Source organism: Flavobacterium keumense (assembly GCF_029866485.1).
Classification (GTDB): domain Bacteria; phylum Bacteroidota; class Bacteroidia; order Flavobacteriales; family Flavobacteriaceae; genus Flavobacterium; species Flavobacterium keumense.
This window is the reverse complement of the sequence record NZ_CP092332.1, coordinates 54,917-69,510: the sequence shown is the minus strand read 5'-3', so window position 1 is coordinate 69,510 and position 14,594 is coordinate 54,917. Positions and strand designations below refer to the sequence as shown.

14 protein-coding genes are annotated in these 14,594 nt (G+C 35.1%); 9 read left to right on the top strand and 5 right to left on the bottom strand.

Annotation, left to right across the window (positions count from 1 at the left end; translation table 11 throughout):
- Positions 1 to 55 precede the first annotated feature (55 nt).
- Together MG292_RS00315 and MG292_RS00310 are read right to left on the bottom strand one after the other, a co-directional pair.
- Positions 56 to 595 carry a DUF4136 domain-containing protein gene (locus tag MG292_RS00315; protein WP_413614207.1) on the bottom strand — a complete coding sequence of 180 codons (540 nt, stop codon included), beginning with the start codon at positions 593 to 595 and terminating at the stop codon, positions 56 to 58.
- Positions 596 to 660: 65 nt separating this feature from the next.
- Positions 661 to 840, bottom strand: coding sequence for a C1orf53 family protein (locus MG292_RS00310; RefSeq protein ID WP_264532564.1), 180 nt, complete (start codon positions 838 to 840; stop codon positions 661 to 663).
- A gap of 104 nt (positions 841 to 944) precedes the next feature.
- Between MG292_RS00310 and MG292_RS00305 the strand changes: the two genes are divergently transcribed.
- The 3 genes from MG292_RS00305 to hemL are packed head-to-tail and all read left to right on the top strand — an operon-like array spanning position 945 to position 3,947.
- Complete coding sequence (locus MG292_RS00305) at positions 945 to 1,838, top strand: 1-aminocyclopropane-1-carboxylate deaminase/D-cysteine desulfhydrase (RefSeq protein WP_264532565.1); 894 nt, start codon at positions 945 to 947, stop codon at positions 1,836 to 1,838.
- Positions 1,835 to 2,641, top strand: a complete 807-nt coding sequence (locus tag MG292_RS00300) for a glucosaminidase domain-containing protein (protein ID WP_264532566.1) — start codon at positions 1,835 to 1,837, stop codon at positions 2,639 to 2,641. The genes MG292_RS00305 and MG292_RS00300 overlap by 4 nt, the downstream gene beginning before the upstream one ends.
- A 19-nt stretch (positions 2,642 to 2,660) precedes the next feature.
- Positions 2,661 to 3,947, top strand: coding sequence for a glutamate-1-semialdehyde 2,1-aminomutase (hemL, locus tag MG292_RS00295; protein WP_264532567.1), 1,287 nt, complete (start codon positions 2,661 to 2,663; stop codon positions 3,945 to 3,947).
- A 50-nt stretch (positions 3,948 to 3,997) separates the two neighbouring features.
- Here the strand turns inward: hemL and MG292_RS00290 are convergent, their stop codons facing one another.
- Positions 3,998 to 4,441 (bottom strand): hypothetical protein, encoded by a 444-nt coding sequence (locus MG292_RS00290; RefSeq protein ID WP_264532568.1) that lies wholly within the window; start codon positions 4,439 to 4,441, stop codon positions 3,998 to 4,000.
- A 152-nt stretch (positions 4,442 to 4,593) separates the two neighbouring features.
- On the opposite strand from MG292_RS00290, the gene MG292_RS00285 reads away from it, so the two are divergent.
- The 4 genes from MG292_RS00285 to MG292_RS00270 all read left to right on the top strand — a co-directional run bounded on the left by MG292_RS00285 (position 4,594) and on the right by MG292_RS00270 (position 7,938).
- Positions 4,594 to 4,959, top strand: coding sequence for a hypothetical protein (locus MG292_RS00285; RefSeq protein ID WP_264532569.1), 366 nt, complete (start codon positions 4,594 to 4,596; stop codon positions 4,957 to 4,959).
- Positions 4,960 to 5,082: 123 nt separating this feature from the next.
- A complete protein-coding gene (locus MG292_RS00280; protein WP_280157910.1) occupies positions 5,083 to 5,817 on the top strand; it encodes an MbnP family protein in 735 nt (244 codons plus the stop codon).
- A 116-nt stretch (positions 5,818 to 5,933) separates the two neighbouring features.
- On the top strand, positions 5,934 to 6,974 hold the full coding sequence (locus MG292_RS00275; protein ID WP_264532571.1) for a cytochrome-c peroxidase: 1,041 nt from the start codon (positions 5,934 to 5,936) through the stop codon (positions 6,972 to 6,974).
- Positions 6,975 to 6,984: 10 nt separating this feature from the next.
- A complete protein-coding gene (locus MG292_RS00270; RefSeq protein WP_264532572.1) occupies positions 6,985 to 7,938 on the top strand; it encodes a transporter in 954 nt (317 codons plus the stop codon).
- A gap of 54 nt (positions 7,939 to 7,992) precedes the next feature.
- On the opposite strand, the gene lysS is transcribed toward MG292_RS00270, so the two are convergent.
- Positions 7,993 to 9,702 carry a lysine--tRNA ligase gene (lysS, locus tag MG292_RS00265; protein WP_264532573.1) on the bottom strand — a complete coding sequence of 570 codons (1,710 nt, stop codon included), beginning with the start codon at positions 9,700 to 9,702 and terminating at the stop codon, positions 7,993 to 7,995.
- Positions 9,703 to 9,995: 293 nt separating this feature from the next.
- On the opposite strand from lysS, the gene lipB reads away from it, so the two are divergent.
- Positions 9,996 to 10,709 carry a lipoyl(octanoyl) transferase LipB gene (lipB, locus tag MG292_RS00260; protein ID WP_264532574.1) on the top strand — a complete coding sequence of 238 codons (714 nt, stop codon included), beginning with the start codon at positions 9,996 to 9,998 and terminating at the stop codon, positions 10,707 to 10,709.
- Between the two features lie 30 nt (positions 10,710 to 10,739).
- On the opposite strand, the gene MG292_RS00255 is transcribed toward lipB, so the two are convergent.
- A complete protein-coding gene (locus MG292_RS00255; protein ID WP_264532575.1) occupies positions 10,740 to 11,339 on the bottom strand; it encodes a ribonuclease HII in 600 nt (199 codons plus the stop codon).
- Between the two features lie 194 nt (positions 11,340 to 11,533).
- Between MG292_RS00255 and MG292_RS00250 the strand changes: the two genes are divergently transcribed.
- Positions 11,534 to 14,590 (top strand): SusC/RagA family TonB-linked outer membrane protein, encoded by a 3,057-nt coding sequence (locus tag MG292_RS00250; protein WP_264532576.1) that lies wholly within the window; start codon positions 11,534 to 11,536, stop codon positions 14,588 to 14,590.
- Positions 14,591 to 14,594 lie beyond the last annotated feature (4 nt).

The following is a 14,594-nucleotide window of genomic DNA, read 5'->3' as shown; positions in this document are numbered from 1 at the left end:
TTTCAGTTGGTTGTGTTTTTAATAAAAAAACCTCCTTTAAAGGAGGTTTTTGCTTTTATTTTTTAGTTGGAGGATATTGCGATAAAATTTGGGAGACAAATTCATTAATTCGTTCTTCTTTTTTATTGGTATTTTTAGTTAACACTCCAGTACCTTCTCCTTGCCAAATCATTTCTTTCTTTTTTGCATCTATTAAGTCGATATATAGAGTGCCTTCAGTTGAAGTAGTTACTGTAGTTTGATGACCTCCCATCATAAAAGGATTCCATCCCCAACCCCAGCCGTATCCCCAACCCGCATTGAATTGGTTTACGTTTACTTGTTCTCTCGATTTGGTAAACAAATTAATTAATAAATCTGGATTGTCACTTTTAGTAAATCCTTTGGCTAGCATTTGTTGATCAATGGCATTTAAGATTCTGCGTTTGTCCAAATCAGATATTTCCACTTTATCAATGCCTGTTTTATAGTAAGCATAGGTTTTATAAGCAGAAAAATCTACATTTTTGTCATAATCTGCATTGTTGCTAATCATTGGTCCACACGAAACCATTGTGAAGAATAGGGATGCAAATAAAAATTGAATTACTTTCATATTTTTAAAATTTTAAGAGTTGGAAATTAAGTTCTATTTTGGTAATCAATTAGTATGCCTAAATTTTATTTCTTTCGAATGGTATTGGTTTTTTTATCAAATCCATAGGGACAATGACGACAACCACTTTTACAGCAATACCCACGTTTGAGATGGAATTTTTCTGTAAAACATTTATACCCTTCAGGAGTATAGTAGAAATCTTCGTCTCCTGTTAATTTATTTTCATTACTTTGCCTATTCATAAATCATTTTTAAGAACAGTAACTTGTTCTCTAACAAATTTAGAAATTTAATAGCGGGTATTCGTATTCCTTACTAAATATTTAACATTTTATACTAATCTTCATTGAATCAATCGGTTGCAATACATTTTCCTAAAGGGATTTCACTTGTCATTAAAAGAGAAGATTTGATTCATCCTTTTGTTTCTGGAAATAAGTTCAGAAAATTGAAGTATAATTTACTGCAAGCAAAAGCCGAAAACCAAAGTTGCTTGTTGACTTTCGGAGGGGCTTTTTCTAATCATATTGCTGCAGTGGCGTATGCAGGTAAAGAGCACGGTTTTCAAACGATTGGAATTATTCGGGGCGAAGAATTGGGAACTAAAATAGAAAGTAATCCTACTTTAAAATTTGCTCAAGAATGCGGCATGCAGTTGGAATTTATTTCAAGAGAGAATTATCGTTTGAAAACTGAAGCGTTTTTTTTGGAACAATTGGGAAAAAAATACGGTTCGTTTTATCTCGTTCCTGAAGGCGGAACAAATGCACTTGCTATTCAAGGTTGCGAAGAAATTCTAACCAATGAAGATGCATTCTTTGATTATATAGGTTGTGCTATTGGAACAGGTGGGACAATATCGGGAATTATAAATAGTGCATTACCCCATCAAAAAGTTTTAGGATTTCCTGCGCTAAAAGGCGACTTTTTACAAGATGAAATTTGTAATTTTGTGCAAAATGAAAATTGGGAATTGATTACCGATTATCATTTTGGAGGATATGGAAAAGTAAATGCAGGATTGATTGATTTTATTAATTGGTTTTTCGAACAAACTCAAATTCCGTTAGATCCGGTTTATACAGGGAAAATGGTTTTTGGGATAGTAGATTTAATTAAGAGAAATTATTTTCCTGAAAACGCTAAGATTTTAGTAATTCATACTGGTGGCCTTCAAGGGATTCAAGGGATGAATTTAAATTTGAAAAATAAAGGTTTACCAACAATAAATACCTTATGATTAAAAAGAGTGTACTTGTTTTTGTTTTGTTTCTGTTTGTAGGTTGCCACGCCAAAAAATCGGTGATTGTGACAAAAAAAGACGACCGATACAATTCTTCAAGTAAATACAAGAGAAATACGGGGTCATCATCTTCAAGACCTGCCTCTACAAGTGTGGTGGTCAATGATTATATTGCCAATTACAAAGAGGTTGCCATGAACAACATGAAAAATTATGGCATCCCTGCCAGTATTATTTTGGCACAAGGAATTTTAGAATCGGGAGCAGGTAGAGGTACTTTAGCCATGACGGCTAATAATCATTTCGGAATCAAATGTCATAATGATTGGACGGGTGAAACCGTTTTGAAAGATGACGATGCGGCACAAGAATGTTTTAGAAAATACAACGATCCAGCGGACTCATTTAAAGATCACGCTACATTTTTGACGGGTAGAAATCGCTATGCAAGTTTGTTTGATTTGCCCAAAGATGATTATGAAGCTTGGGCTAGAGGTTTGCGTTTAGCAGGTTATGCAACTGACCCCAATTATCCCGAAAAATTGATTTCGTATATTGAAAAGTATGAGTTGTATCAATACGATAGTCAGGTTTTAGGCAAGAAATATGTAATTAATAAAAAGAAAATAGAAACTCCCGTTTTGGCTGAAAATCAATCTCAAGGGTACTATGAAGTGCAAAAAGGAGATACTTTGTTTTCTATTGCAAAAAAATTCAATTTGAATTTAGAAGACGTAAAACAAAAAAATAACATGATAGATAACACGCTTTATGTGGGGCAAAAACTTCGCTTAAAGTAACTATTAAATTAGAATAACAATGATATACCAAAGAAGCAGTCAGCTGTTTGCTGAAGCCGAAAAAGTAATTCCAGGAGGAGTGAATTCGCCAGTTAGAGCCTTCAAAGCAGTAGGGGGAACACCCATTTTTGTAAAAAGCGCCAAAGGGGCTTATTTGTATGATGAAGATGGCAACCGATTAATTGATTATATTAATTCTTGGGGCCCAATGGTTTTGGGACATGCTTTTGAGCCTGTTGTAGAGGCTGTTGTGGCAAAAACCAAATTAGGAACTTCTTTTGGAATGCCAACCGAATTAGAAACTCAAATTGCGGCTTTAGCCGTTTCTATGGTGCCTAATATTGATAAAATCCGTTTTGTAAATTCAGGAACAGAAGCGTGTATGAGTGCTATCCGATTAGCGCGCGGGTATACAAAAAGAGATAAAATCATCAAATTTGCAGGGTGTTATCACGGTCATTCAGATTCGTTTTTGATACAAGCGGGTAGTGGTGCTATTACTTTTGGGTCACCTAATAGTCCGGGTGTAACTGCAGGGACAGCAAAAGATACCTTATTGGCTCGTTACAATGATTTAGAGAATGTAGCTACTTTAATTGAAGCTAATAAAAATGAAATTGCAGCCATTATTGTGGAGCCAGTAGCTGGTAATATGGGGTGTATTCCTCCACAAAAAGGATTTTTAGAGGGCTTGCGCCAATTGTGTACGGATAATGGAATTCAGTTAATTTTTGACGAAGTAATGACTGGTTTTCGTTTGGCAAAAGGTGGAGTTCAAGAATTATTTGGAATTCAAGCGGATATTGTTTGTTTCGGAAAAGTAATCGGAGGCGGTTTGCCAGTGGGAGCTTTTGCTGCTCGATCAGCAATTATGAATCATTTGACACCTTTAGGGCCTGTGTATCAAGCTGGAACTTTGTCTGGAAATCCGTTGGCTATGGCAGCTGGATTAGCTATGTTACAAGCATTGAACGATGATGCCACTATTTTTCAACGATTGGAAGAAAAAACAGCGTATTTAGAAGCAGGAATTGATCGTGTTTTAACTGCTAATAATGTTGTGTTTACCATTAACCGAGTAGGTTCTATGATTTCGGTTCATTTTGATGCTGATCCTGTGGTTGATTTTCAATCGGCCGCAAAAGGCGATAATGAAACCTTTAAAAAATTCTTTCATGGTTTGTTGCGAGAAGGAATTTACATTGCCCCATCGGCTTATGAAACGTGGTTCATTACGGATGCGTTGACCTATGAGGATTTAGATTTTACGATTCAGGCAATTGATAAAGTAGCTAAAACATTATAAAATATCTAAATAAAAAACTTCCGGCTTATAACCGGAAGTTTTTGTTTGAATTACTCTCTTTTTTCACTTTTGCGTTTTTCTCTCCAATTTTCCATTCTTTCACCCATTTTCTCTCTGTTTTTTTCTCTTTGAGATTCCCATTTTGCAAATTGATCAGCGGATAGAATACTTTTCATTTTGTTCTTCATTTCAATTTGATTGTCGAGCATTTTGTTTTTCATTTCTAAGCGCTCTGCTTTAGCGGCTTCCATTTTAGCTTTTCGTTCTGTCTTCATAGCTTCTCTTTTGGCACTTTGTTCCGCAATAATTTCACCTACTTGTTCTTGTTGTTTGGCATTCAAATCCAAATCTAAAGTCATTTTTTTAACTAGTAATTGGTTGCGTTGTTCAGGAGTCATTTGTTCCATTTTTTCTCTTGAAGGCCTTTCTTTTCGGTCTTGAGCAAAACTGTTTAATCCAAGAGCTAAAACGGCTACAATAAATACTTTTTTCATGGTTATAATTTTTTAAAGTTATACGGGTAAGACTTGATGATTTCCAAAAGGTTTAAGTCTTAACAAAAGTTTAGCAAACCAATTTCTAAAAAATAATGAACAGTAAAGTACAATATAAATGGATTATTGATTAATTTTGCGTAGTGAAAAAAATGATATTCATACTATTAATCGCCTTATTTCTAAAGCCAATCCTTCCGGTTATAGATTATGTTGTTAATTATGAATACATTAGTAAGGTGCTCTGTGAGAATAAAGACAAGCCTAAATTGAAATGTAATGGAAAGTGTCATTTGATGAAAGAATTGGCGAAAGCCGCTGAAACAGAAAATCCAAAATCTTCAGATAAAAAATCCTTTTCACCAATCCAAGAAGTCTTATTTTTCAAAAAAATTAAATCATTTAATATTGTTTCTTGCGGTTGTTCTAAACAAACCAAGAACAGATTTACTTATTTGAATTTGTATTCGTATTTGAATTCAAGTTCTGAATTTCATCCACCTACAATCCTTTCTTAAATTTAAGTTGGCATTGAGTTGCCTTTCATTCGTATACATACGAGTGTCAATCAGTGTGTTTATTTTAGATTGATCTAAAACGAACAGACTACTAGTATTTAGTATTTACATAAAATTTAAGAAATGAAATTTCAATTAAAAAAAATCGTAGCGGTTGTTGTAATCGCAATTAGCTTATTCTCTTGTTCAAATAATGAAGAAATAATCACAGGGGAAGGGAATTTAAAATTAGAATTTGATAATACCTATGGTACGGCAAATTTTGCTTTTAACACAGAGTATACTAATTCTAATGGAGAAAAAATTAAAGCAACACAACTAAAGTATATTGTGAGTAACATTGTATTGACCAAAGCAGATGGGACTACATTTACGTATCCAAAATCGAGTAGTTATTTTATTGTTGACGAAGCTACATTAGCAAGTCAGATTCTAAATTTATCTGCTATACCAGCGGGAGACTATGTAGGAGTAAAATTTGGTATAGGTGTAGATAGAGCACAATGGGAGTTGGGTGCTACAGGTCAAGGTGATTTTTTAGCGACCGCTCAAACTGCGTCAATGATGTGGAACTGGACAGGTGGATATAAATTTGTTAATTTCGAAGGTTCATTTACTTCTCCTACGGTTACAACTGCTAGAAATTATAGAGTTCATACTGGGAAGACAATGGTAAATAATGTAGAAAATTATAATTACGCCGAAATAGCTATTACTTTTCCAAGTATTGCAAAGGTTAGAACAACAATAACCCCACAAGTTCATATTTTGGCTGATGCTAAAAAAGTAATAGATGGGACCAACAAAATTGTACTTTCTGAAGGAACAACAGCCGATATAATGGGGGGGCACGCTTAGCTTTAGTTACAGCTAATCTGGCTTCAATGTTTACTATTGATCACGTTCATAACGACTAAATTCAATTAAAAAGCGGTTGGTCTAGCCACTAGCCGCTTTTTTAAATTTTTTTAAAAATGAAAACAAAAATACTGTTGTTACTCATTTTACCATTATTTTGGAATTGTTCTAATGATCAAGACGATGTGTATCAAAATATTCCGTTAGAGTTCAAAGTACCATCCAATTTTCCTCCACTGGTGTATAATCTTGCCAATAACCCTCCTACTCAAAAAGGATTTGAATTGGGCAAAAAACTATTTTATGAAGGACGTTTGGCTTCAGATGGAATCGTTTCCTGTGGGTTTTGTCATTTACAAGAAGATGCTTTTACGCATCATGGACACACTTTTAGTCATGGAGTTGATAATTTAGTTGGCACAAGAAACACACCGTCAATTCAGAATTTAGGCTATCAAACCGCATTTATGTGGGATGGTGCAGTGACTCATTTGGATTTGCAAGCGATTTTACCTTTTACAAATCCGGTAGAAATGAATGGCGATTTTAGTAAAGCTATTGCTATGATGAAAGGAGATGCTGAGTATAGAAAATTATTTCAATTGGCTTTTTCCGATGGGCAAATCAATTCAGAAAACATGCTTAAAGCATTAGGACAATTTATGGTAATGGTAACTTCGTCCAATTCTCGTTTTGATAAATACCGACGCAATGAAGCAGGAGGTACTCTATCCCAACAAGAGCTAGATGGGTATGCTATTTTTAACCAAAAATGTGCAAGCTGTCACGCTACGGATTTGTTTACGGATAATTCCTTTCGAAATAATGGATTGCCAGTAAATCCTGCATTAAATGATGTAGGTCGATTTAGAGTTACTGAATTGCCGCAAGATTTGCATAAATTTAAAGTGCCAAGTTTGCGCAATGTTGAAAAAACAGCACCTTATATGCATGACGGTCGATTATATACTTTGGAAGCGGTTTTGGATCATTATGATTCAGGCGTTGAAAATTCGGCGACACTTGACCCAATTCTCAACAGAAATGGCCGATTAGGAATTGCATTAACTGCTGTTGAAAAAACACAATTGATTGCCTTTTTGAAAACGTTAACGGATACTCAGTATTTGACAGATAAACGTTTTTCTGAATATTAATTTTATGTAAATGAAAAAAATAATACTCTTTTTTATCTTGCTTTTTCAATTGGCAAACGCCACCGAAAAAGATAGTTTACAGTTTAGAAGCCCGTTTGCAAAATTTCATGATTTTCTGGAAGACGATTGTGATGCTTGTGGGTGTTCTGCAAGTGGGGGCAGTATGGGTTTTGCTTCAATGTTAAATTCTAATTTTATTGGAATCCGCTATTTCAATCAGAACTATAAATCAACGGATGGTTTGTATAGTAATTCGCTTTGGTATACCGAAAACTTTAATACCACTCAAGTCTGGGCAAGAATTCCTGTGAGGGAGAATCTTCAAGTGTCGGTTTTACTTCCGTATCATTCACACAATAGAGTAACAGCAACAGGAAATCAGGCTATTAGTGGATTAGGGGATGTTACACTTTTAGCGATGTACCGTTTGTATCAAACCCACAAAGACAGCACTTATTTGGTTCACACTTGGCAAATGGACGGTGGATTGAAACTACCTACAGGAAAATTTAACGAAACCAATTCAGGAGCGATTAACCCAAGTTTTCAGCTAGGAACGGGTAGTTGGGATTATCTTTTGGCAACCGAATATATTGTTAGAAGAAAGCAATTTGGTTTGAATACCCTATTGAATTATATTATCAAAACCGAAAATCAAAAAAGTTATCGTTTTGGGAACCAATTGAATTATGCGACAACGTTTTTCTACTTATATGAAAAAGACGCTTTTTCTTTTGCTCCACAAATAGGTCTGGCTGGAGAAAATTACGAAAGCAATTATCAATACGGACAAAAGTTAAACAAAACTGCCGGAAACGCTTTGTTTGGAAAACTAGGTTTTGAAGTGGGTCGCAATGCTTTTTCTTTGGGTGTCAATGCAATGTTGCCTATCAAACAAAATTTAACAGGAGGCAATGTCGAGGCGAATTACCGCTGGAGTGTCAATTTGAATTATTCGTTGTAAAACTAAAAAAGGAGCTTCAATTGAAGCTCCTTTTTTTATCATTATAGAATTAATTTACCCAATCAATTCCATTATTTTACTTTCGCCAGTAACACTCACTTTGATCAATTTGTGTTGTGATAAGCCTTTAGTAGCAGCATCCCATTTTTTACCGCTCAATTCTGATTTGGCTTTCAATTCGCCTAAATCCATTTGGTTGTTGTTAGCTTTCAACAAGTCAACAATTAATTTCTCTTCAGCGGTTAATTCAATTTGAACTTGCTTTTTCTCTGGTCGCATTTGCGGGAAGAACAATACTTCTTGAATGGACGAATTGTTCGTCAAGAACATCATCAATCGGTCCATTCCAATTCCTAATCCAGAAGTTGGCGGCATACCGTATTCTAAAGCACGCAAGAAATCTTCGTCAATAACACCATTCGCTTCATCGTCACCTTTTTCAGCCAAACGCATTTGATCTTCAAAACGTTCTCTTTGGTCAATTGGGTCATTCAATTCAGAGTAGGCATTGGCTACTTCTTTTCCGCACACCATCAATTCAAAACGTTCAGTTAGTTCTGGATTGTCGCGGTGTCTTTTACAAAGCGGACTCATTTCTTTTGGATAATCCGTGATGAAAGTAGGTTGAATATAATTTCCTTCGCATTTAGCGCCAAAAATTTCGTCAATCAATTTCCCTTTACCCATAGTTTCGTCCACGTCAATCCCCATGCCTTTGGCAGCAACAAACAATTCGGCTTCTGATTTACCAGAAATATCAAAACCTGTAAACTGTTTGATAGCATCAGTCATTGTAACACGAGCATACGGTGCTTTGAAATTGATTTTGTGTTCGCCAAAAGTCACTTCACTTGTTCCGTTAACCCCAATAGCGCAATGCTCTAGCAGGTTTTCGGTAAAGTTCATCATCCAGTTGTAGTCTTTGTAGGCTACATATATTTCCATTGCGGTAAATTCTGGGTTGTGTGTTCTGTCCATCCCTTCGTTACGGAAGTTTTTAGAGAACTCATACACCCCTTCAAATCCACCAACAATCAATCTTTTCAAATACAATTCATTGGCAATACGCATGTATAACGGAATGTCAAGCGAGTTGTGGTGCGTGATAAAAGGACGCGCTGCAGCTCCACCAGGGATTGGTTGCAATACAGGTGTTTCAACTTCAAGATATCCTTTGTCATTAAAAAACGAACGCATCGCATTGAACAATTTAGTTCTTTTAATGAACGTATCTTTTACGTGGTCGTTTACCGTTAAATCCACATAACGACGACGGTATCTTTGTTCAGGGTCAGCAAAGGCATCGTGGATTTTTCCATCGGCATCTATTTTAACCACTGGAAGCGGTTTCAAGGCTTTCGCCAAAACCGTTAAACCATATACATGAACCGAGATTTCGCCTACTTGTGTTTTAAAAACGGTTCCGCGAACTCCAATAAAATCACCAATATCCAACAGTTTTTTGAAAACCACATTGTACATTGTTTTTTCTTCATCATCCGAAATATCATCTCTTGAAACATACACTTGAATACGTCCTTCGGCATCTTTCAATTCTGCAAAAGAGGCCTTTCCCATGATGCGTTTTCCCATCAATCGTCCGGCTAAAATCACTTCCTTTCCTTCGTATTTCTCGAAGTTAGCAAGGATTTCGCTCGAATAGGCGGTGGTGGTAAACTCGGCTGCTGGATACGGCTCAATACCTAAATTGCGTAATTCGGTAAGTGCTTCTCTACGTAAAATTTCTTGTTCGGATAATGCCATTAGATTCTGATTTTAAGAGCGCAAAGATAGTTAAATTTAAAAAATGTGGCAATTTCAAAATTTGAAAATGATTATAGTTTTTTTAGGAGCAGGCATTTTCGTTTTTTTATCCCGTTTTGTCCTGCTGTTCGCTCTATCTTTTAAGGCTTCCAGCCTTTCAAAGGCCGGAAGCCTTAAAAGGATGCCGCTGCTATCAGGGCTAGAAAAGACGATTTTGTTTTCAAAACTTTGTACCTTTGTCAAACAAATAAAAAAAGAACGGGTGCAAATTGCTTCATTCCTCGTAATTACAAATGAACAAACAAATCCAATTATACGATTTAGGCAACAAAGATTACAAAGCGACTTGGGAATACCAAGAGGAATTGTTCAAAGGCATTGTTGATCTAAAAATCCAAAATAGAAAAGACGAAACTACTTTGCCTACACCTAATTATTTTCTTTTTGTAGAGCATCCGCATGTATATACTTTGGGTAAAAGTGGCGATTTGAGTAATTTATTACTTTCCGGAAAACAATTGGAAGCTAAAGGAGCTACGTTCTACAAAATAAATCGGGGAGGAGACATAACCTATCATGGTCCGGGTCAAATTGTAGGATATCCTATCTTGGATTTGGAAAATTTCTTTACTGATATTCATCAATATTTACGATTGCTAGAAGAAGCCATCATATTAACATTAGCCGAATATGGTTTGGTTTGTGGTAGAAGTGAAGGAGAAACAGGTGTTTGGTTGGGGGTTGGAACGCCTTTTGCGCGAAAAATTTGCGCCATGGGTGTTCGTGCCTCTCGTTGGGTCACCATGCACGGATTTGCTTTAAATGTCAATGTGGATTTGGGGTATTTTGATAACATCATCCCGTGTGGAATTCGTGGAAAAGCAGTGACTTCTTTGAATGTAGAATTAGGAGTTGAAAGAGTAGATGAAGAAGAAGTGAAAGTTAAAATTCTACATCATTTTAGTCAATTGTTTGAATGTTCGATCATTAGACCATTAGATTTTTAGAATCCTTAGATTCTTCTTGAAATCAAAGATTTAAATTTCTAGTTTTAATTGCTCTGGCAATAATCTAAAACTCATACGGTGGTATTTGGTTACTCCATATTTTTTGATGGCTTCTCGGTGTTCTTGTGTTGGGTAGCCCTTGTTTTGTTTCCAATTGTACATCGGGAATTCTTCATGAATCCGATTCATATATTCATCTCGGTACGTTTTAGCCAAAATAGAAGCAGCAGCAATACTCATATATTTAGCATCTCCTTTCACGATACAACTGTGCGGAATATCTAACACAGGCTTGAACCGATTACCGTCCACAATGATATACTCCGGTTTTGGATTGAGTTTTAAAATGCTTTCTTGCATGGCTTTGATAGAAGCGTTTAGAATGTTTATTTTGTCAATAACTAATGGTTCTAAATGAGTTACAGCAAACGAAACGGCTTGCTCTTCTATAATTGGGCGTAATTGTTCTCTAGTTTTTTCAGATAACGTTTTGCTATCGTTCAAAATTTTATTTTCAAAATTAGCAGGCAAAATTACCGCTGCAGCTGTTACGGGTCCTGCAAGACAACCACGGCCAGCTTCGTCAGTTCCTGATTCTAAATTTTCTGTTAAATAAAATTTACACAACATAAATCGTAATTTTTTACAAAATTATTTTTTTTAGAATATATTTTAGTAAATCACATAATTTAATGAATATTTTTTACGAAAATGTGATTAATAGAAAGATTTTATAACATATATAAATAATAATAATAATAAAGATTTGTTTAATTAAGAATTTATTAAGAGTTTTGTCTTTAACTAATTCAAAATTTTTTAACATGAAATTAAAATTCAAGTGGATTTATACGCTTTTACTAGCGTTGTCTATGCAGTTTTCTTTTGCTCAAGAGAAAACAGTTTCTGGGGTTGTTTCAGATGCATCTGGTCCCGTTCCTGGCGCTAATGTAGTCGTTAAAGGAACAAAAAATGGAGTACAAACTGATTTTGATGGTAAGTTTGCTATCAAAGCTAAAGTAGGTGATGTATTGGTAGTTTCTTTTGTGGGGATGCAAGATGTTTCTGCAAAAGTAGGTGCTTCTAATACTATAAACTTCAAGCTTCAGCAAGGTAACACCCTTGATGAAGTAGTTGTTGTTGGGTATGGCCAAATTAAGAAAAGAAATGAAGTGACAGGAAACGTTACTACTGTGAACGCTGATAAAATTAAGGCGGCTCCTATGGTTTCTGTAGATCAGGCCTTACAAGGTAATGTTGCTGGATTACAAATGGCCACTACTTCAGGTACACCAGGTTCTACTCAGGATATTCGTATTCGTGGTAGAAACTCGATTAACGCAGGGAATGATCCATTATTTGTAATTGATGGAATTCCAATGATTAACAGTAACTTTTCTGGATCTTCAAATATTAGTTCATTATCAACATTGTCTTCAATTGCTGCAGATAATATTGAATCTATGACAGTTTTAAAAGATGCTGGAGCAACTTCTGTATATGGAGCTAGAGGAGCTAATGGTGTAATTTTAATAACAACTAAAAAAGGTAAAAAAGGAGATGCTAAATTTAGTTTGAGTTCTAGTGTAGGGTTTCAAAATAATGCTGTTGCAGGTCTTAGACCTTTTACTGGTGCAGAGAAAAAAGAGTTGTTACTTGAGGCAATTTACAATACTTATGGTACTACCTATAATTTCACAGAGGATGGAGCCTTAGCTTGGGCAACAACAAATTTAGCTTCTGGAACAAGCGCAATGAGAGCATGGATTGCTGCTGGTTCTAAAGAATATGATTGGACTAAATTGATGAAAAACGAGGATGCATTAATTAATAATTTGGATTTCTCTGTATCTGCAGGGGATGATAAGTCTACTTTGTATGCTTCTGTTGGTTATAACAAAACAGAAGCAACTGTTATTGGTTCCGATTTTAAACGTATAAGTGCAAATTTGAACTATACTAGGAAATTAACAGATAAGTGGGATTTAAAAACAAGTATTAATGTTTCGGATGTTAAACAGGCAGGTGTTTTAGAACAAGGGGCTTTCTTCTCAAATCCTAATTTGACTAGATATTTCATGAGTCCTTGGAATGCTCCATATAATGCTGATGGGACTTATTTTTTGCCAGCAACAGGCTTGCATAACTCTTTGTATACTGCAAAAAACAATATCAGAGCTAATGAGTTAACTCGTTTAATGTCTAATAATTCAGTTTCATATAAGATTTCTAAAAATTTAACTTATAATGGAGGAATTTCATTTGATTATACCATGAATTCTTATAAAGGATTTAATGATGCAATACATGGAGATGGTGTAGCTTATGGTGGTACTTCTTCAGCTTCAGTATCTAGAAACTTTAATTATGTAGCTCAAAACTCTGTAGATTATCGTTTAGCTTTAGGAGAAAATCACAAATTAGATTTCAAAGGATTGATCGAATTCCAAAAAAATAAACTAAATTTTATTAGTGCCTATGGAGAAGTGTTGCCTCTAGGTTTTACAAATGTTGCTAATGCTGCGGCAAATAAAGATGCTAGTTCAAGTTTTGATGATTGGTCTAATTTGAGTTACTTAGGTATAGCGAATTATAAATTTCAAGATCGTTTCTTGTTAGATCTAACAGCAAGAAGAGAAGGTTCTTCTAGATTTAGTGAAGCAACAAGATGGGGAAGTTTCTTCTCCGTAGGAGGAGCTTGGAATGTTGATAAAGAGAACTTTATGAAAAAGTTATCTTTTGTTGATTTGTTTCGCTTGAGAGCTTCTTATGGAACAACAGGAAATAATTCTATTGGGTTAAATGAATTTCAGACTTTATTAGGAACAAGTAGCTATAATAATCAAGGAGGGATGTTTCCTTCTCAATTCGGTACAACTGGTCTTACATGGGAAATTCAAAAAAAGCTGGATGCAGGTATAGAATTTGGATTATTTGATAACAGAATTACAGGTTCGGTTGCATATTATAACAATAATTCAAACGATTTGTTATTAAGCCTACCGATGTCATTGACGACGGGTCATACTTCACAAACAAAAAATTTAGGTAAGTTAAATAATAAAGGTTTTGAATTTGAATTAGACCTTGATTTAATTCGATCAGAAAATTTTAATTGGAGTATTGGTGGTAATTATTCTACAGTTAAGAATGAAGTAACAGATATGCCAATAGTTAATGGTACAAGAATTACTATTACCGGTGGAACAACTAGAACTGAAATCGGACATCCTGTTGCAGGATGGTATATGAGAAAGTATGCAGGTGTTGATCCAGCTAACGGGAATGCTTTATGGTATGTTAATGGAGTTGATGGGGCTACTACTACGAATTACAATACGGCTGCACAAACATGGCAAGGTAAAAGTGCATTACCAACATATTCTGGCGGATTTAATACTCATATTGATTTGAATAATTTTTATTTAGACGCTACTTTGTATGTTGCTGGAGGTCACAAAGTGTATGAAGATTGGGCCGCATACACACAAGGACAAGGAACAACTACTTTAGTTTCTTATAACGGTTCTGAGCCGTTATTAGCAAGATGGCAAAAAGCTGGAGATATTACAAATGTTCCTAAAGTAGAGTATGTTGCTACTGCAGGAAATGCTCAAGCTACAAGTACATCTACTAGATTTTTACATGATGGTGATTTTATGAGATTAAGAGATGTGACAGTAGGTTATAATTTTAAATCAGATTTTTTATCTCAAATTAAATTAGATGGTTTGTCTTTCTCTTTAAGAGGAACAAATTTATTGACTTGGGTTAAAGATAAAGATTTAAAATATGATCCAGAAGTTCGTGCAGATGGTTTTACAAGACTATCTTCTCCACCTGTAAAGTCAGTTGTATTTTCAATCAATGTTAAATTCTAAGAAT